Annotated in this window: 22 protein-coding genes; 12 read left to right on the top strand and 10 right to left on the bottom strand. The window is 68.5% G+C overall.

The genetic code is table 11. The features are described 5' to 3' along the window. Entirely contained in the window at positions 1-783 is a 783-nt protein-coding gene (locus M6D93_RS10370; protein WP_249769074.1) for an alpha/beta fold hydrolase, read from the bottom strand. Between the two features lie 104 nt (positions 784-887). On the opposite strand from M6D93_RS10370, the gene M6D93_RS10365 reads away from it, so the two are divergent. After that, positions 888-1,307: a DUF3099 domain-containing protein gene (locus M6D93_RS10365; protein WP_249769073.1), complete on the top strand. Its 420-nt coding sequence runs from the start codon at positions 888-890 to the stop codon at positions 1,305-1,307. Between the two features lie 19 nt (positions 1,308-1,326). After that, on the top strand, positions 1,327-1,560 hold the full coding sequence (locus tag M6D93_RS10360; RefSeq protein WP_249769072.1) for a DUF3039 domain-containing protein: 234 nt from the start codon (positions 1,327-1,329) through the stop codon (positions 1,558-1,560). Here M6D93_RS10360 and M6D93_RS10355 read toward each other — a convergent pair. After that, positions 1,524-2,483 (bottom strand): YihY/virulence factor BrkB family protein, encoded by a 960-nt coding sequence (locus tag M6D93_RS10355; RefSeq protein WP_249769071.1) that lies wholly within the window; start codon positions 2,481-2,483, stop codon positions 1,524-1,526. The two genes, M6D93_RS10360 and M6D93_RS10355, sit on opposite strands and share 37 nt — an antisense overlap. A gap of 105 nt (positions 2,484-2,588) precedes the next feature. Between M6D93_RS10355 and M6D93_RS10350 the strand changes: the two genes are divergently transcribed. From M6D93_RS10350 to M6D93_RS10340, 3 genes are all read left to right on the top strand, one after another. Continuing rightward, a complete protein-coding gene (locus tag M6D93_RS10350) occupies positions 2,589-3,224 on the top strand; it encodes a trimeric intracellular cation channel family protein (RefSeq protein ID WP_249769070.1) in 636 nt (211 codons plus the stop codon). A 113-nt stretch (positions 3,225-3,337) separates the two neighbouring features. After that, the gene (locus M6D93_RS10345; protein ID WP_249769068.1) at positions 3,338-5,107 is read left to right on the top strand and encodes a DEAD/DEAH box helicase; all 1,770 of its coding nucleotides are present in this window, start codon (positions 3,338-3,340) and stop codon (positions 5,105-5,107) included. Positions 5,108-5,289: 182 nt separating this feature from the next. Next, positions 5,290-5,526: a DUF7455 domain-containing protein gene (locus tag M6D93_RS10340; RefSeq protein ID WP_249769067.1), complete on the top strand. Its 237-nt coding sequence runs from the start codon at positions 5,290-5,292 to the stop codon at positions 5,524-5,526. A gap of 270 nt (positions 5,527-5,796) precedes the next feature. Here M6D93_RS10340 and M6D93_RS10335 read toward each other — a convergent pair whose 3' ends face one another. From M6D93_RS10335 to ppgK, 3 genes are all read right to left on the bottom strand, one after another. Next, entirely contained in the window at positions 5,797-6,216 is a 420-nt protein-coding gene (locus tag M6D93_RS10335) for a hypothetical protein (RefSeq protein ID WP_249769066.1), read from the bottom strand. 331 nt (positions 6,217-6,547) lie between these two features. Further along, the gene (locus tag M6D93_RS10330; RefSeq protein ID WP_249769065.1) at positions 6,548-7,843 is read right to left on the bottom strand and encodes an RNA polymerase sigma factor; all 1,296 of its coding nucleotides are present in this window, start codon (positions 7,841-7,843) and stop codon (positions 6,548-6,550) included. Positions 7,844-8,091: 248 nt separating this feature from the next. Then, positions 8,092-8,865: a polyphosphate--glucose phosphotransferase gene (ppgK, locus tag M6D93_RS10325; RefSeq protein WP_249769064.1), complete on the bottom strand. Its 774-nt coding sequence runs from the start codon at positions 8,863-8,865 to the stop codon at positions 8,092-8,094. Positions 8,866-8,955: 90 nt separating this feature from the next. Between ppgK and M6D93_RS10320 the strand changes: the two genes are divergently transcribed. Continuing rightward, the gene (locus tag M6D93_RS10320) at positions 8,956-9,810 is read left to right on the top strand and encodes an inositol monophosphatase family protein (protein ID WP_249769063.1); all 855 of its coding nucleotides are present in this window, start codon (positions 8,956-8,958) and stop codon (positions 9,808-9,810) included. On the opposite strand, the gene M6D93_RS10315 is transcribed toward M6D93_RS10320, so the two are convergent. Next, a complete protein-coding gene (locus M6D93_RS10315) occupies positions 9,807-10,280 on the bottom strand; it encodes a LytR C-terminal domain-containing protein (RefSeq protein ID WP_249769062.1) in 474 nt (157 codons plus the stop codon). The genes M6D93_RS10320 and M6D93_RS10315 overlap by 4 nt on opposite strands. 274 nt (positions 10,281-10,554) lie before the next feature. Between M6D93_RS10315 and M6D93_RS10310 the strand changes: the two genes are divergently transcribed. Next, positions 10,555-10,863, top strand: coding sequence for a DUF4193 domain-containing protein (locus M6D93_RS10310; RefSeq protein ID WP_249769061.1), 309 nt, complete (start codon positions 10,555-10,557; stop codon positions 10,861-10,863). Between the two features lie 77 nt (positions 10,864-10,940). Continuing rightward, positions 10,941-11,696, top strand: a complete 756-nt coding sequence (locus M6D93_RS10305) for a hypothetical protein (RefSeq protein WP_249769060.1) — start codon at positions 10,941-10,943, stop codon at positions 11,694-11,696. Between the two features lie 37 nt (positions 11,697-11,733). Here M6D93_RS10305 and M6D93_RS10300 read toward each other — a convergent pair whose 3' ends face one another. Both M6D93_RS10300 and M6D93_RS10295 read right to left on the bottom strand, forming a co-directional pair. Further along, positions 11,734-12,486: an SDR family oxidoreductase gene (locus M6D93_RS10300; RefSeq protein ID WP_249769058.1), complete on the bottom strand. Its 753-nt coding sequence runs from the start codon at positions 12,484-12,486 to the stop codon at positions 11,734-11,736. A gap of 81 nt (positions 12,487-12,567) precedes the next feature. Further along, positions 12,568-13,023, bottom strand: a complete 456-nt coding sequence (locus M6D93_RS10295; protein ID WP_249769056.1) for a DUF3093 domain-containing protein — start codon at positions 13,021-13,023, stop codon at positions 12,568-12,570. Between the two features lie 2 nt (positions 13,024-13,025). Here M6D93_RS10295 and dut point away from each other — a divergent pair, with 2 nt between their 5' ends. From dut to M6D93_RS10280, 3 genes are read left to right on the top strand one after another with little or no spacing between them, the layout of a single operon-like run. Then, positions 13,026-13,628 carry a dUTP diphosphatase gene (gene dut / locus M6D93_RS10290; RefSeq protein ID WP_430667189.1) on the top strand — a complete coding sequence of 201 codons (603 nt, stop codon included), beginning with the start codon at positions 13,026-13,028 and terminating at the stop codon, positions 13,626-13,628. Beyond that, complete coding sequence (locus tag M6D93_RS10285) at positions 13,628-14,281, top strand: DUF3710 domain-containing protein (RefSeq protein ID WP_249769054.1); 654 nt, start codon at positions 13,628-13,630, stop codon at positions 14,279-14,281. The genes dut and M6D93_RS10285 overlap by 1 nt, the downstream gene beginning before the upstream one ends. Positions 14,282-14,286: 5 nt before the next feature. Continuing rightward, positions 14,287-15,033 (top strand): DUF3159 domain-containing protein, encoded by a 747-nt coding sequence (locus M6D93_RS10280; protein WP_249769053.1) that lies wholly within the window; start codon positions 14,287-14,289, stop codon positions 15,031-15,033. Here the strand turns inward: M6D93_RS10280 and M6D93_RS10275 are convergent. Both M6D93_RS10275 and M6D93_RS10270 read right to left on the bottom strand, forming a co-directional pair. Beyond that, positions 14,971-15,630 carry a potassium channel family protein gene (locus M6D93_RS10275; protein WP_249769052.1) on the bottom strand — a complete coding sequence of 220 codons (660 nt, stop codon included), beginning with the start codon at positions 15,628-15,630 and terminating at the stop codon, positions 14,971-14,973. The two genes, M6D93_RS10280 and M6D93_RS10275, sit on opposite strands and share 63 nt — an antisense overlap. Further along, positions 15,630-16,298: a potassium channel family protein gene (locus tag M6D93_RS10270; RefSeq protein ID WP_249774197.1), complete on the bottom strand. Its 669-nt coding sequence runs from the start codon at positions 16,296-16,298 to the stop codon at positions 15,630-15,632. The genes M6D93_RS10275 and M6D93_RS10270 overlap by 1 nt, the downstream gene beginning before the upstream one ends. Before the next feature lie 52 nt (positions 16,299-16,350). Here M6D93_RS10270 and M6D93_RS10265 point away from each other — a divergent pair, with 52 nt between their 5' ends. Beyond that, positions 16,351-17,757: a class I SAM-dependent RNA methyltransferase gene (locus tag M6D93_RS10265; protein ID WP_249769051.1), complete on the top strand. Its 1,407-nt coding sequence runs from the start codon at positions 16,351-16,353 to the stop codon at positions 17,755-17,757. Positions 17,758-17,762: the final 5 nt, after the last annotated feature.

Raw genomic sequence — 17,762 nt, 5'->3', positions numbered from 1 at the left:
TCACCACACCTGTTCGACGAGGCCGGCGATGTGGACGGCAACGGCGTCGGGCTGCCGCAACTGCAGGTCATGACCGCCAGCGATCGGTACGTGCCGCGATCCGGGGATGGCTGCCGCGAGCGCCTGCGGGGTCCGGGCAGGAATCACCGAATCCGAGGTTCCACTCACCACCAGCGTCGGCACCTGGATCTGCGGGAGCCGTCGGTCGACGTCACCGAGCTTGGCGACCATGGCCCGCTGTTCGGTGAGAAAGCTGCGCCACAGCGGCCGGTGCCGAGTCGCGGCCCCGCTGGCCCACGCATAGGGGACGTCGTCAGGCGGCGTGTAGCGCCTCAAGATGTGGGCGACCTTGCGGGTAACCGGGCCGCGACCGAGGCCTAGCGTCGTGTAGGCGATCGCCTCGCCCAATCCAGGAGCGGCCAGCCACGGGTCGAGCGGGAGCAGACAGCCGGGCCCGATCGAGGACAGCAACAGCAGTGCTGCGATCGGCAGTCCCGAATCGGTGGCGGCGTCCGCCGCGGCCAGGGCCGCGACCGCGCCCGCCCAGCTGTGACCAACGAGCACGACAGGGCCGGCCGAGATCCGCCGCAACCACTGTCGCAGCCACGCGACGTTGCCCTCGAAGTCCGTGGCGTGGGCCGGGTTGGCGCCATAGCCGGGACGGTCCGGAGCGATCACGCGGACGCTCTCGGGCAGCCGCCCGGCGAGCGCATGACGCAGCGCCCAGAAACTCGCGGACGAGTCCGGCTGGCCATGCAGCAACACGACAGTGGGGGTGCTCACGTGACCAATCGTGCCGCACGCCGGAGAGAGCGCTGCCGCAGACGTGGCCGAACTGCATCAGTCGCCACCCTGCCGGCACCGCGTCGAGGTGGCACGATGGGGGAGTGCGACCGAATCGGCAGACCTCCGCCCGGGGGCCAGGACCGGTCCTCATCACCGAAGCCCGGCCGAGCGGCGACGAACAGTTCGACCAGCGTCGCCGCAAGTACCTGATCATGATGGGCTTGCGCGCGCTGTGCGTGGTCGGCGCCGCGGTCACTGCGTCCGTGTCCGGTTGGTTGGCCGCGGCGTTCCTGGTCGGAGCCCTCGTGCTGCCGTGGACCGCGGTCCTGATCGCCAACGACCGCCCGCCCAAGCAGGCCGTCCGCTTCCGTAGATTCGTCCCAGGCTTCAACCCGGACGGGCCTCGCGCCCTGAGCGCCACCAACTCCGGCGACCATCCGAGCGCCGGCGCGGACGAACCCGCTCCTGCCGAAGCGCCCCCCACCAAGCGCAACAGCTCGCATACGGTGATCGACCTCTGACCGGTGGCACAATCGTCGGGTGAGCACTGAGACCCTCGAATCGCCGAAGACTTCCGATGCCGAGACCGGCAACGAGATGTTCCATTACGTGCGCAAAGCCAAGATCGCGGAGAGCGCCGTGATGGGCACCATGGTTCAGGCCCTGTGCGGCGAGGTGTTCCCGGTGACCAAGACCCCGAAGCCGGGTTCGCCGGTGTGCCCGCGGTGCAAGGAGATCTACGAGTCGATGCCGGGTAATTCCGGGGGTTCCTGACCTTCGGTCGCGTCCGAGCCTGGTTCGGTGAGCGATTTCCACCGGCGGTCTCGCTCAGGGTGGCGTGATGCCGTCGGCGACATCTGTTCGATGGCGGCGTTGAACTCCGCTCCCAACAGGACCCCGAGCGCGAGCAGGAAGAAGAAGAGCAGCGCCGCGATGGGTGCGGCCAGCGTGCCGTAGGCGTGGTTGTGCGCCACGATGAACGCGATGTACTCCCGCAGGCCGGCCGATCCCAGCAGGAAGATCACCATGGCCAGCACGGCGCCGGGGAATCCGCGCCGCCACGGCAGCCGTCGGGGTGGCGCCAGATGGTAGAGGCTGGTCAGCCCGAGCAGCAGCAGGGCGATCACAGCGGGCCAGTAGGCATCGTTGATCAGGCGGTCCGCGGTCCCGCGCCGGGCCGGGGGAAACAGTCGCACCAGCTCGGTCGGTCCGAGCACCAGCGCCGGCAGTGCCACCACCCCGATCACGATGGATCCCAGATAGATGCCCAGCGCCAGCAGGCGGCTCCGGACCGCTCCACGCAGGTCGCGCATGCCGTAGGCGATGGTGATGGTGTTCACGAACGTCGCCGTGGCCGACGACCCGGCCCACAGCGCGAGCAGGAAGCTGACCGACAGGATGTCGGCGCGGCCCTCGTTGAGGACCTGATGCACCAACGGCGCGACCAGCTGGTTGACCACTTCGTCGCTGAACGCCCGCGAGAAGCCGCGCAGCAGATTCGTCTGGATGCGGTCGACGGTGTCGGCGCCCAGCCAATCGGAGAAGTAGCCGAGGGCCGCCAGCAGGGCGAGAAACAGTGAAGGCAGCGACAGCAGCTGCCAGAACGCGGCCTCGGCCGACAGCCCGAGCACCCTGTCGTGCCAGGCCTTGGTGACGGTGCGGCGCAGTAGCCCCATGGCGCGTCGCTGGCTGATCACGGGAATGCAGTCTGCACACCACAGGGCCAGAAAGCACATCCGGACACGCCTGAGCGCTCAAACGTGACGACACCGATAGCGCGGTCAGCCACTACCGTTCGACCGGTGAGTGCTGCCACCACCCAACTCGTGCTGGATCTCGTCGGCGTCTTCGTCTTCGCACTGTCCGGAGGCCTGGCCGCGGTACGAGCACGTCTGGACCTGTTCGGGGTCGTCGTCGTCGCCTCCGTCACAGCGTTGGGCGGCGGGATCGTCCGAGACACCCTGCTGGCCCAGAATCCTCCGTACTCGCTGCGTCATTGGCCCTACCTCGTCGTTCCCGTCGTGGCATCGGTGGTCGTATTTCGCTTCCACCCCCAAGTCGCGCGAGCCCGCGCGCTGGTGTTGCTGCTCGACGCGGCCGGGCTGGGTCTGTTCACGGTCACGGCGACCCAGAAGTCGTTGGCCGTCGGCCTGGGCTGGGCGGGGGCCAGCATGATCGGCGTGATCACCGGAATCGGCGGAGGCGTCATCCGCGATGTCCTCCTGCGCCAGATTCCGGTGGTGCTCCAGCGAGAGATCTACGCGGTTGCGGCCCTGGTCGGCGCCGGACTGGTCTGCCTGGGCCACGCGCTGGGCCAGCTGCATGCCCCCTGGCTCATTGCCACCGCTGTCGTCGTGTTCGGCATCCGGGTGGTCGCGTTGCGCCGGCACTGGTCCGCCCCGACAGCCCGCAATCTGGAGGATCAGGCGGGGACGTGACAGGGCCCCGGCGGGTCGCTGAGCCGCGGTGTCGGACCTGCTCGTTACTCTGGCCGCGTGGTCACCGCGAGGTGGCGCGACACGTTTCAGGTTCTGCGGAAGGCGGCGTTCGGATGTCTCAACGCCGCAGCAGTGGCACGCGTTTGCGATTGTGGCAGCGCGAGGCCCTGGCCAAGTACGAAACCGAGCCCCGCAAGGACTTCCTCGTCACGGCCACCCCGGGTGCGGGCAAAACAACCTTCGCGCTCAGCCTTGCGGTTCGGCTCTTCGAGCGCCGGATCATCGACCGCCTGGTCGTGGTCGCGCCGACCGATCACCTCCGTACGCAATGGGCCGAGGCGGCCGAAGCCGTCGGCGTCGCGCTCGACCCCACGTTGAGCAATGCGGTCGGGCCCGTACCGGCGGACCTGCACGGTTACGTGACGACCTATGCCCAGGTTGCGGGAAAGCCCACGCTGCACGCGGCGCGCGCCACCGCCAAGCGAACCCTGGTCATCTTCGACGAGATCCACCACGCCGGTGACGGGCTGTCCTGGGGGGAGGCGGTGGCCGATGCGTTCGACAATGTCACGCGTCGGCTGTCCCTGACAGGAACACCGTTTCGCACGAACACCTCCGAACGCATCCCGTTCGTACGCTATGAACCGGACGGTAAGGGTGGGCTGGTCTCGACCGCCGACTACAGCTACGGCTACCGCGACGCCCTGTCCGACCACGTCGTACGACCGGTCGTCTTCGCGGCCTACACCGGGGTGTCGCGCTGGCGCAACAGCGCGGGCGAGGTCATCGCCGCCTCGCTGACGGAGGCGGGGACGAAGTCCACCGAGCAGGCCGCCTGGCGCACCGCCCTGGACCCGAAGGGCGACTGGGTCCCACACGTCATCGCGGCCATGGACGAGCGGCTGACGCAGTTGCGCGGAGCGGGCATGCCCGACGCGGCCGGCATCGTTCTCGCCAGCGACCAGGACGACGCCCGGGCCTACGCCCGGATCGTCGAGCAGGTCACCGGCGAGAAGCCGTACCTGATCCTGTCCGATGACCCCAAGGCCAGCGCCAAGATCGGCCAGTTCGGCGAGGGGGGCGCCCGGATCGCAGTCTGTGTGCGAATGGTCTCCGAGGGTGTGGACGTTCCCCGCGCGGCCTGCCTGGCCTGGCTGACGAGTTACCGGACCCCGCTGTTCTTCGCGCAGGCCGTCGGGCGTGTCGTGCGCGCGCGAGGACGGCACGAGTCCGCCACGGTGTTCCTGCCCGCCGTGCGGCCGCTGCTCGCACTGGCCGCCGAACTGGAGGAGGAGCGGAACCACGTTCTTCCGCCGCCGTCGTCCTCGCCGGACGATCTGGCCCTCGTCGACGAACTGGACGGTGATGAGGCCGAGCAGGCCTCGGACGAGCTGCTGGAGTGGGAGGCGCTCGATGCCGAGGCGCAATTCGCCCACGTACTGCACTCGGGCCGGGCGGTAACCGCGGCCGATCATCGACCTCTGGACGACGAGGACAGCGATTTCCTCGGGCTTCCAGGCCTGCTCTCACCGGAACAGACGGCCGCGCTGCTGTCCCAGCGCGACGTAGAGCATCGCAAACGGGCGGTCAGGGCCCGACAGCAGGACTCGCTGTTCGACGCGGCCGCAGGTAGTTCAGCGGCAGTGCCGGGGGCGGGCAGTGACGGTTCGAGCGCGTTGGCCGGAGGCGGCGTCGGCTGGCGGGCGACCGCCGAGCTGCGACGGGAGGTCAACCGCCTGGTAGCGGTCCTTTCGGCCCGCAGCGGCACTCCACACGGAGCCGTTCACGCCAAGCTGCGGGCCGCGGTTCCCGGCCCGGCGTCGGCCTCGGCCTCGGCCGAGGTCCTGGAGGCCCGCCGCGAGCACCTCATGCGCCTGCTCTGACGCTTACGCGGTGGGCGAAATTACACAGATGGAGGGCGCAGGTGGAACTACGGCGCGCCTCAACTGGTTGTATGTAATGGACGGACACGATGAAGGCTCTGAAACGTCAGACGAAGGGGTCCGGCCGCTCCACCCGCACAGCACCACCAACAGCGAGTAAATGCGCAGAAATTGAGGTATCCGTGACAAGCACCTTGACCGCCGAAACCCTGACCGCAGTGGACCGCTGCGACCGGTGTGGCGCGCAGGCCTACGTGCGCGTCACCCTCCCGGCCGGTGGCGAGCTCCTGTTCTGCGCCCACCACGGCCGCGAGTACACGCCGAAGCTCCGCGAACTCGACGCCGACATCGTCGACGAGTACAGCAAGCTGGACGATCAGCAGCCCACCCCGGCTGCGACCGCCGGCATCGAGTCCTGATACGGCTCAGCTCATCGGTTGACATGACGGCACAGAGCCGGCCGACCCGAAGGGTCGGCCGGCTTTTTCGTGTCTCAAAGGGCGCGAATCCACACCGGTCCACTCACTGTCTGAAAGTGGCAGCCACGTAGCCGCGCTGACAAATTTGGAGCACACAATATCGGCGGCCGGCAAAAGAGGATCTGTATTGTCAGATGGCCATTGCCGTACCTTCGAGGGGCCGGCTTTCCGCGCTCAATTAAATTCGTGCCGCACGCTGGACAAACGCAGTCAGCGGGCGCGAGCAACGAATCGCGTCGCCACTAACAACACGACGATCGCTTCGATAAGTAGCGAGGCCAGCCCGAGCGGTTCGAGCCAGTTGCCCTTGTCCCCGCCGTGATCACCCGGCAGACCGACGGTGCGGCTTGTTGCGTACCCGAGCAGCGCCCCACCGGCCAGGGCGCCGGAGATCAGCCAGGCGCGGAGGTCGTCCGCTCGGATCAGCCACTCCGCCACGAGCAGGGATCCAACGATTTCAATCACGAACAGCCAGCCGACGTAGGGCAGTTCGTGCATCTTGCCTTGGACGTCGAGAACATGGACCAATGCGACGCCCACCAGGCCGACGACCGTCAGGGCTCGTCGAACGAGTTGGGAGTCGAACAGTTGAATTTCACTGACAGATTGGGTGGACAATTTGGTCGCCATCGCCGTACCCCCGCCGGGTCGAAAGCATGTTCCGATGACGGGAATATAGGAGCATCTGTTTTCGCGCGCAAGATAGGGTCGCGATATTGTCATAATCCCCTTGGCGGTGGGGAATATTCGGCACTCTTGCGGCATAATCGTCTGATGACTGACCGATGAGGCGCGGAATACGCGACAATTCCGCTATGCCGTGCATGGGGGCTTCGCCGGGGAACGAAATGCGCGAGGCTGCCCGAGGACGCACGCATCGCAGCCCGCCCACCCGCGAGGGCACCCCGCCACCGAGGAAACGGAGGCGGGGCGACCTGAGAGGGTCGGGCTCGGTTGTGGATCAGTCCAGATAGTCCCGCAACACCTGCGATCGCGAGGGGTGGCGGAGTTTCGACATCGTCTTGGATTCGATCTGACGGATCCGCTCGCGGGTGACGCCGTACACCTGACCGATCTCGTCGAGCGTCCTGGGCTGGCCGTCGGTCAAGCCGAAGCGCAACTTGACCACGCCCGCCTCTCGCTCGGACAACGTGTGCAGTACCGACTGGAGCTGGTCCTGGAGCAAAGTGAACGAAACGGCGTCCACGGCGACGACCGCTTCGGAGTCCTCGATGAAGTCACCGAGTTGGCTGTCGCCCTCGTCGCCGATGGTCTGGTCGAGCGAGATCGGTTCCCGGGCGTACTGCTGGATTTCCAGCACCTTGTCCGGAGTGATGTCCATTTCCTTGGCGAGTTCCTCAGGCGTCGGCTCGCGGCCGAGGTCCTGTAGCAGCTCACGCTGAATCCGGCCGAGCTTGTTGATGACCTCGACCATGTGCACCGGGATGCGGATCGTGCGGGCCTGATCAGCCATGGCACGAGTGATGGCTTGGCGGATCCACCAGGTCGCGTAGGTCGAGAACTTGTAGCCCTTGGTGTAATCGAACTTCTCGACCGCGCGGATCAGGCCCAGGTTGCCTTCCTGGATGAGATCCAGGAAGGCCATGCCGCGCCCGGTGTAGCGCTTGGCCAGCGATACGACCAGCCGAAGGTTGGCCTCCAGCAGATGGTTCTTGGCCCGCTCGCCGTCACGCACGATCCAGTTCAGGTCACGCCGCTGCTGCAGAGGCAGCTTCTCGCCGGCCTCGTCCAGCTGCCGGAGCCGCTCCGCCCCGTACAGACCGGCTTCGATGCGCTTGGCGAGGTCTACCTCCTCCTCAGCGTTGAGCAGCGCGACCTTGCCGATCTGCTTCAAGTAGGCGCGAACCGAATCCGCGGACGCGGTCATCTCAGCGTCCTTGCGTGCCTGTCGCAGCGCCTCGGACTCTTCCTCGTCCCAGGTGAACTCGGCCGCCTCGCCCTCCGCTGGTTCCTCCGCGGCCTCGGTTTCGGCGTCGGCCTCGGTGTCTACCGGGACCTCCTCGAGCTCGATGTCGGCGGGTACGTCCTCGACCTCTTCGGCGGCGACGTCCACCGCGGCGTCATCGGCGGTGGCTCCGCCCGCCTTGGCGGGTGCCTTCTTTACGGCACCGCCCGCTGCCTTCGCGGCGGCCTTCTTCGCCGGGGCTCGTTTTGCCGGTACCGGCTTGGTGACGGTCTTTCGTGCCGTAGCCGCTGCGCTGACGCGAAGCTGCTCGGCTGATTCGCTGGGAACCACGTACGCCCTTTCGTGCGACCGCGCGTGCTCGACAAGAGGCGGATCCGCACTTGAATACACGGCGGACCCGCAAACGCGCGGGGAGGATGTGTGTGGGGTCAGCTAGCCGCTGGGGTTCACCGGATCGCTCTGTGACGTCCGATGCCTTCGTTGGTGCCAGGCCCTGCGTCAGACATTGTAATCACGGTAGCTGGCAACGAACCGCAGCACTTGCCGCCACACGGGCGCCGGTGCCGTATTCCGGTCGGTCAGCGCTCGGCCGCCGCCATCGCGGCACCGACGATGCCGGCGTTGTTGAGCAGCTGAGCCGGTCGGATCGGCGTTTGCAGCTCCAGCAGCGGGACCCACCGGTCGGCGTCCTTGCTGACCCCGCCACCGACGATGAACAGGTCGGGGCTGAACAGCGCCTCGACGTGAGACATGTAGCGCTGAACCCGTTTGGCCCACTGCTTGTAGGACATCTTCTGCTTGTCCTTGACCGATGCCGCGGCACGATCCTCGGCGTCGTGTCCATCGAGTTCGAGGTGACCGAGTTCTGAGTTGGGCACCAGCTGGCCGTTGAGGAAGATGCCGCTGCCGATACCGGTGCCGAAGGTCAGCAGGATCACGACACCGGCGACGTCCCGGGCGGCACCGAAGCGCACCTCGGCCAGCCCGGCCGCGTCGGCATCGTTGAGCACCGTCACGTCGCGGCCGGTGGCTTTCGTGAACGCGGCGTCGACGTCGGTACCGATCCAGGACGGATCCACGTTGGCCGCCGATCGCGCGACGCCGTTCTTGATGATGGCCGGGAAGGTCGCCCCGACCAGGCCGTCCCACTTTGCACGGGTCACCAGCTCCAGCACGACCTCGGCAACGTTGTCCGGGGTGGACGGCACGGGCGTGGGGATCCGTACCCGCTGCGTCTTGAGTTCGCCGGTGCGGGTGTCGACGATGGCGCCCTTGATCCCGCTACCGCCGATGTCGATTCCGAATGCGGCGTCGACGTTGGTGTTCGGGCCGGTTGACACTGGCGCGGTCATCATTCCTCCGCTGGCTAGGTTGGTGGTTGCAAACCTTATCGGCCCGAGCCCTCACTCGGTGGACTCGGGAGTGGACTGAAGGTGGACTTGTTGAACGAATCGAGCGGGCCGGCCCCGATCATGGCCGAGGAATTGCGGCGAATCGCGGTTCGGCTGGCGACCAAAGCCGGGGAGTTGGTGCTCGCGCAGCGTCGGGCAGGCTTCGCGGTGACGACGAAATCCTCCGCGACCGACGTCGTCACCGACGTCGATCGCAACAGCGAGCAGTTCCTGCGGGCCGAACTGGCGCGCCTGCGTCCGGGCGACGCGGTGCTGGGGGAGGAGACCGGCGAGGTCAGCGGTACCGACACCGGAGTGCGCTGGGTGGTCGACCCGATCGACGGCACCGTCAACTTCCTGCTCGGCCTTCCGCAGTACGCGATCTCGATCGCGGCGCAGATCGAGGGCCGCACCGTCGCAGGCTGCGTGCACAACCCGGTCAGCGGCGACACCTTTCACGCCCAGTTGGGCGGCGGCGCGTGGCTGGGTCACGATCGGCTGAGCGGACCGCGCTCCGTCCCACTCGCGCAGGCCGTCGTCGCCACCGGATTCGGCTACGACGCCGACTACCGGGCGCGTCAGGGGGAGATCGTGGGCCGATTACTGGGCGAGATCGGCAACCTACGGCGACTGGGCTCGGCGGCCCTGGATCTGTGCGCTCTCGCGGCCGGATGGGTGGACCTCTATTTCGAGGGCCCGTTGGGTGAGTGGGACTTCGCGGCAGGTCTTCTCATCGCGACGGAGGCCGGGGTCAGCACCTCTGGCTTGGACGGTCACCCGGCCGGCGCGGATTTCGTCGCGGCCGGACATCCCGACGCAGCGCCGGAGTTCTTCGCTGCCCTGCAGCGACTCGGGGCGGGGACGGCGGCGCGAACCTTCGCCGGGCAGCGCTCGGGAGCGCTCTAGCAGCGCTTAGCGGCGGCAGCCTCGGCGCTGGTGACGGACGAGGCGGGGGCGAGCGAGCTGAACTTCTTGCCGAGGATGACGTCCACCGCGGTGCTGGTTCGTCCGGCGACCTTCACGAGCTTGGCACCCGGGAAGTAATAGCTGAGCAACACCGCCGCACCGCGTGTAGCGGTGGCGTAGTGAATTTCGCCCACGCTGCTGACGGTCGACTTGGCGTTACCGGTCTGGACCTGGTTGAAGCCGCGCGCGCTGAGCTGGGACTGCACGGTCGCGGCCAACCCGGTCTTGTCGGCGCCGTTGAGGATGTTCAGGGCCACCGATCCCGGAGCCGGGAGTGTGATCTTCGCCCCAGTAGAGGTACACGATTGGGTGGTCTTGGAAGCCGTCGTGGTGGTCGTGCTGTCGGCTCGGTGGAGGACTCGCCACCACACAATGGCCGTCAGAACGGTCAACGCGATCAGGAATGCCACGGCAGGAAGGGGTCGGCGAGTGGATGTTGCGGACATACCGCCCGAATTCACCTCCCAGGTCAGCTTCGCCGCACGAGTGTGCGAACAGGCCGACAGCGTATCTGTCACGCCGGCGGGAATCGTCAGGCGTGCCCGGTCGTTAGGGCGCACGCGAGACGCGGTACGGTTCCGCGGCCAGCGTTGACGTACCCTGGCCGCTCCTGAAGGGACTAGCGGTCGAAGGTGACCGGACCGCCGGAACTCGTGCACTTGACCGAGGAGATGACAGACAAGAGTGGCCACCGATTATGACGCCCCACGCCGGGGCGAAGTTGACGAACTCAACGAAGACTCCCTGGAGGAGTTGAAGGCCCGACGCGCAGAGGCGCAGTCGGGTTCCATCGATGTCGACGAGACCGACCTCGCCGAATCGCTCGAGCTGCCTGGCGCAGACCTGTCGAGCGTGTCCGGCGAGGAACTGACGGTCCGGGTTCTACCCAAGCAGGATGACGAGTTCACCTGCTCCAGCTGCTTCCTCGTGCACCATCGGAGCCGGCTGGCCCGGGAGAAGAACGGACAACTGATCTGCCGCGATTGCGCCTGAGGCTGACCGCGACACCAGACAAGCCCCAGCAACAGCAGCATCCTGCGGCACGGCAACCCGTGCGGCAGGATGCTGTTGTGTCTTCTGATGAGCTCGCGACCCTGCTCGAGCGTGCGACAACGCCCGCTGAGACCGGAGAGGACCGTGGTCGCCGGGCCAAGGCGCTCGCCGCCCTGGTTCCGGCCCTGACCCGCAGTGCCCGCACTGCCGGTATCGGCGCGGTTGCCGGTGGCCGCTGGCTCGTGGACGAGATCATCGAGCTCGCCCCCCGCATCGCCTTCCGAGACGGCCAGACCCTGCGAGCGCACTTTCCCGGCTTGAGCGACGCCCAGATCGCCGAAGCCCTGATCAAGCACGCCTCGCGGACCACAGCCGCCCTCGGAGCGGCCGCCGGCGGACTGGCCGCCGTCGAGTTCGCGGCCCCGCCGGCGCTGCTGGCCACACCCATCCAACTGGCCGCCGAAATGTTGGCCGTGACGGCAGTGGAGCTGAAGCTGGTCGCCGAGCTCCACGAGTTGGCGGGTCTTCCTGCGCCTGGCGGAGTGCGTGAGCGCGCGGGTGCCTATCTGATGTCGTGGGTACGCCGACGGGCGGTCAAGCCGCAACTCGGTGCGGCCGGTCTGACCGCGGTCTTCGGTACCGCAGCCAAGCGCGAATTGCGCGGCCAGGTGCTCCGTCGTCTCGGGCGTAGTACGACCACCTTGGCGCCGTTCCTGGCGGGGGCTGTCGCGGGCGCGGAAGTGAATCGCCGAGCCACCCGCGGCCTGGGCGAAACGTTGGCGGCCGAGCTGCGGGGCATGCAGCCCGAACAGTGGTTCCGGCAGCTGTCCTGACCCGGACCGGCTCGGGTCGGCGAAACCCGTACCGGGCTCACAGCGAGCCGAGCATGCCTCCATCGACAACCAGCGTCTGACCGGTCGTCCACGCGGCGTCGTCGGAGGCCAGATAGGACACCGCGGCCGCAATGTCTTCGGGCTCACCGAGCCGCTTGAGCAGATACCCGGCCGCGGCGGCCTCCTCGTCGTCGGCGTACAGCGCTTCGGCGAAGCGGGTCTTGACGACCGCGGGCGCGACCGCGTTGACCCGGATACCAGGCGCCAGCTCGAAGGACAGCTGCTTGGTGAGGGCGATGAGCGCGGCCTTCGTCACCCCGTAGAAGGCGATACCGGGCGCCGGGCCCAGACCGGCCACGGATGCGACGTTCACCACCGACCCGCCGTGTTCGCCCATCCAAGCCTGATGAGCCAGTTTCACCCAGCTCAGCGCCGAGAGCACGTTCACCTCGAAGATCTTGCGCGCCACGCCCTCATCCAGGCCGAGCAGCGGCCCGAACGCCGGATTGATCCCGGTGTTGTTGACCAGCACGTCGAGACTGCCGAAGGCCTCGACGGTCCGCGCGACCGCCTCGGCCTGGTGTTCCCGGTCATCGCCCGAGCCGGAGGCGAAGATCGCGCGTTCGGGGCCGCCGAGTTCGGTCGCCGCCGATTGCAGGGCGTCGAGCTTGCGCGCCGTGATGCAGACCCGGGCGCCCTCGGCGACCATCCGATGGGCCACGGCCAACCCGATACCGCGGCTGGCTCCGGTGATCAACGCGACCTTGCCCTCGAAACGTCCGGTGGGCATGCGGGTTCCTCCTCGGTAGGGCAGCGGCGTCGGACCGCGCGCGAGCACCACGCCGTCGCCCTCGCAGACGGTCGGCGCCGATCACACGGCGGTCAGCACCGCGATCAGACGATCAGGATGGCGGGTGCTGACGACCCAGTAGGGCGTCGTGTCGGAAGGATCACGCATGATCAATTGCAGCCCCGGACCGACCCACGAGCGGATGAACGTGTAGGCGGCCGGATCGGCGTGCCGCCCGACGACTCGACGCAGCTCGGTCACCGACAAGGGGACGAGACGGTCGACGCGGCTGAGATCGAGCTGGCGGTCGCCGGCCGTCAGCTCCTGCCCGACCACCTGCACGGTTCCGCTGCCCAGTCGGTAGACAACCGCTGCGCCGAGGAGCGTGACGACGAAGAAGGGCACCAGCACCCACCCGCCGGGAAGCACGATCCCGATCTCGGCCCCCAGCAGGATGCCTACGCCCAGGGCGCCGAGGTACCACCACCACGGCGTCGTCAACCGCTCGCGGTACCGGGGCTCAGCAACGCCGGTCATCGATGCGGGATTCGAGGACGCAGGGACGGTCGGATCACCGGACGAGGGTAGCCTTCTGCGCTGTGAGCTCAGCACCGGTGACCGTGGAGGTCCGCCGCCTCGATCCCGGCCTACCGGTCCCGGTGTACGCCCGTCCAGGCGATGCCGGCGCCGATCTGCAGACCACGGTCGACCTGATCCTGGCGCCCGGCGAACGGGCGCTGGTTCCGACCGGAATCGCGGTGGCCATCCCGCAGGGCTACGCGGGTTTCGTACACCCCCGCTCGGGCCTGGCTATCCGCGCCGGGCTCGGCCTGGTCAACGCACCGGGCACCATCGATTCGGGTTACCGTGGCGAGATCAAGGTCATCGTGGTCAATCACGACCGGGAAACCCCGATCGTCCTCAAGCGCGGTGACCGAGTTGCCCAGTTGGTCATCCAGCGGGTGGAGCTCGCGCGGTTCGTCGAGGTCCACGCGCTCGACGAGACCGAACGGGGCACGGGCGGCCACGGATCAACCGGCGGTTCGGAACTACTTGCCGACGGCCGTGTCCCCGACGCCGAACGCACGCACGCCCCAACTGATCAGCTGAGCACCAGCACCGGACGAGGAGAAGAGCGGTAATGGCGCCACGGCGCAAGGAGAAGCGGACGGAGCGTTCGAAGCTGGACGCCACGCCGCCGTGGGACACCAAGCGACACACCGAGATCCCGGAGACGACCGGACCCTTCGACGTGCGCGACGATCCGGCCGACGATGTCGAGCGAGTGGATCTCGGTGCGCTTCGCGTGCCGGTCAACGGCGGCCTCGAGGTCCGGCTGGACGTCGATGAACAGGGCGCGGTGGCCGCGGTCAACCTGGTGAGCGAGACCGGCCAGATGCAGCTCGGTGTGTTCGCGGCCCCACGCAATGAAGGCATCTGGGCCGAGGTCCGCACCGAGATCAAGGCGTCGATCTCCGCAGAGGGCGGAACGGTCAACGAACAGGACGGAGAGTTCGGGGCCGAGCTCTCGGGCAAGCTCCCGGCTCCTCAGGGCTACACCCCCGTCCGTTTCCTCGGGGTGGACGGGCCCCGCTGGTTCCTGCGCGGCATGCTGGTCGGCACACCGGCGGCCGAGGAGGCCGCGGCCGAACAGTTCCTGAGCGTCTTCCGCAGTCTGGTTGTCGTCCGCGGCAACGAACCCCTGCCGGTGCGCGATCCCGTGCCGTTGAGACTGCCCGCCGACGCGGCCGCCCAGATCGCGGCGGCCGCGGCCGAGCAAGCCCCGCAGGACTGAGCGGATTGACCTCGCCGGAGGGTTTTCGCGAACAGACCCGCCAACAGCTGCTGAATTCCTTCGGCGGCTGGTCGGGCACGGTGGTCGCGGCGGTCCCGCCCATCGTCTTCGTCATCGCCAACGCCCTGTGGGGGCTGCGCACCGCGATCATCGCCGCCGTGGCCGCGGGGTTGATCGTCGCCTCGTACCGGCTGATCCGGCGGGAACCGGTGCAGCACGCGTTGATGGGCCTGTTCAGTGTGGCGGTCGCCGCCGGTATCGCCGCCTACCTCGGCCAGGCGCGTGGCTTCTTCCTGCTGGGAATCGCCGGTTCGATCGTCTACGCCGCGATCTTCGCCGTCTCGCTGCTCGCGCGTCGTCCCTTGGTCGGCATCTTGTGGGAATTCCTCGAGCCGAGTCCGCTCCCGGAGGCAACACCCTGGTACCGGGTGCCCGGGCTGCGCCGCGCCTACGACCTCGCCAGCCTGGCGGCACTGGCCATGTTCGCTGCTCGCGGTGCGGTCCAGCTCAGTCTCTTCCGCGACAACAAGACGGGTCTGCTCGCCGTGGCCCGGTTGGCCATGGGGTACCCGCTCTACGTTGCCGTGCTCGCGTACGCCTTCTGGGTGGGACGGCGAGCACGCCACCGACTGGGCGATGCCGACACTCAACAGCTCAGCCCGCCCCCGGCGGAGCCGCCGAGACCGGCCTCAGGCGGCGCAGACGGCCTTGCGAATGGCGGGCTCGGCCTCGGGCAGGGCAACGAAGAGTAGCTCGTCGCCCGGCTCGAGCGGCTCGTCCGGCGTAGGCGTGATGACCCGGGACCCGCGGACGATCGCGACCAACGCAGCATCCAGCGGCAGGTCGAGATCGCCCAGCGGCAAGCCCGCGCACGGTGCCCCGATGGGCAGGGTCACCTCGATGAGGTTGGCCTGACCCTCGCGCAGACTGAACAGCCGCACCACGTCGCCCACCGACACGGCCTCCTCGACGAGCGCCGCCAGCACCCGCGGCGTGGACACCGCGACGTCCACGCCCCAGGCTTCGGTGAACAGCCATTCGTTGGCGGGGTGATTGATGCGGGCGACGACGCGGCGAATGGAGAACTCCGTCTTGGCGAGCAGCGACACGACCAGGTTGACCTTGTCGTCACCGGTCGCACCGATCACCACCTCGAACTCGTCCAGATGGGCGTCTTCCAGGCTCGAGACCTCGCAGGCGTCGGCGAGCAGCCACTCCGCGTCCGGGATGCGCTCGTAGCGCACCTTCCGCTCGTCCTTGTCGATCAACAGCACATGGTGGCCGTTGGCCAGCAGTTCCCGCGCGATGGACCGGCCGACGGCGCCGGCACCGGCTATTGCGATCTTCATCAGTGCAGCCCTCCGATCGGACCGTCGGCGGCCGCGGTCCGGATTCCGTCGAGCAGGTTGTCCGTCGCGGTGACGTGCAACTCGTCGCCGGCCTGGATGACGGTGTGCGATCCAGGCAGTTCGCCCTTGCCGAACCGGCTGATCAGAGCAACACGAGCTCCCGTGGCCGACTCGAATGCGCTGAGTTTGTGCCCGACCCAGGCGTCAGTGATGACCACGTGCAGCATCACCACCTGACCGGTCGGATCGCGCCATTCCTCATCAATGGTGCCACCGAGGATGTTCTTCAGCAGCCGGGCCGCTGTCCACGGCACGGTCGCGATGGTCGGAATACCCAGCCGCTCGTAGACCTCGGCCCGGCGTGGGTCGTAGATGCGGGCCACGACATGACCGACGTTGAACGTCTCCCGCGCCACCCGGGCGGCGATGATGTTCGAGTTGTCACCGCTGGACACCGCGGCGAATGCGTCCGCGCCTTCGATGCCGGCGCTGACCAGCGTCTCCCGGTCGAAGCCGATGCCGGCGATGGTCTTGCCCCGGAATTCCTCGCCGAGGCGACGGAACGCGGTCGGGTCCTGATCGATGACGGCGACGCTGTGATCCAGACGCTGCAGATGGTGTGCCAGCGTCGAGCCGACGCGGCCACAGCCCATGACGACGATGTGCACGCCGGGCACGCTACACAGTTTCTCGTTCGGACGCGGACTAGGGTGCACGGACGTGACCGAGCCCTCCGTTCCCGCCGCCTCACCGGAGCGCGCCCGTCCACCGTCCTGGGTCGGGCGCCGCTTCGAGGCCGTGGTGGGCCCGGTGGCGCACGGGGGGCACTTCGTCGTTCGCCACGAGGGACGGGTGGTCTTCGTCCGGCACGCCCTGCCCGGCGAGACCGTCGAGGTCCGCGTCACCGAGGATGCCGGCGGCAGCTTCTGCCGCGCCGACGCCGTCCGGGTCGTTGTGGCCGCCGCCGAACGCGTCGATCCGCCCTGCCGGTATGCCCACCCCGGTGGATGTGGAGGCTGCGACTTCCAGCACATCAGCGTTGCGGCCCAGCGCGCTCTGAAGGCTGCCGTGGTCATGGAGCAGTTCGAGCGGCTGGCCGCGGTCACGATCGCGGTGGAGGTCGCCGAGCTACCGCCCGGCCCGATCGCTTCGGCGGAGGCAGACGCAGTGGCGGATGCTGCCGGGCTGGGCTGGCGGCGGCGCGTGCGCTACGCCAGCACGCCCGACGGCCGGCTCGGCCTGCACGAGCATCGTTCCAGCCAGGTCGTTCCGCTGGACCGCTGCCTGATCGCAGCGCCCGGCGTGGGGGACAACGAACTTCTCGGTCTTCCGTTCGTGCTTGCGCCGGGCGAGGCGACGGTGGACGAGGTCGAGCTCGCCGTCGACGACGATGCCGAGGTCGTGGCCGTAACGGCGTCGCTGGCTCGGACGGCGACCGGAGCGGGCGGGCCGGGCGGCCCGGGGCGCCGAAGCGGCCAGGGTCGCCCCGACCGTCGAGGCAAGACCGGCCGGGCCCGGCGTTCCGCGCGCCGGCAGCTGTCCGGTCCGCACCGGCAGCACTATCGCGTCGATGGCATCGAGTACGAGGTCAGCCCGGGCGGCTTCTGGCAGACCCACCCGAGCGCGGCCGAGACCTTCGTCCGAACCGGCCTGGCCCTGACCTCACCGAATCCGGGCGAGACCGTCCTGGACCTCTACGCCGGTGCCGGTCTCTTCACGGCGGCGTTCGCGCGTCGGGTCGGCGCCGAGGGCCGCATCCTGGGTCTGGAAGGCGACCAACGCGCGGCGGCCGACGGTGCGGCCAACGTTGCCCGCTGGCCGCACGCCGAGCTGCGCGCCTCGGCCGTGACGGCCTCGGCCGTGCAGGCAGCGGCCGAGGAACTCACCGGGCCGTCGCTGCTCGTGCTCGACCCGCCGCGAACCGGAGCGGGCCGGGAGATCATGCGGGCCGTGCTCGCGACCCGGGCGAGGGCCGTCCTCTACGTTGCCTGCGACCCGGCCGCCCTGGCCCGCGATGTCCGCACCGCGCTGGACGCCGGCTGGGCGCTGACCGCGCTGCGCGCCTTCGACGCGTTTCCGATGACCCATCACGTCGAATGTCTGGCCCTGCTCACGCCGCCGCGCTGATGGGG

Origin of the sequence: Jatrophihabitans telluris, assembly GCF_023516435.1 — a bacterium.
Classification (GTDB): domain Bacteria; phylum Actinomycetota; class Actinomycetes; order Mycobacteriales; family Jatrophihabitantaceae; genus Jatrophihabitans_A; species Jatrophihabitans_A telluris.
The sequence above is the reverse complement of the archived record's forward strand: the minus strand, read 5'-3'. Positions and strand labels throughout refer to the sequence as shown.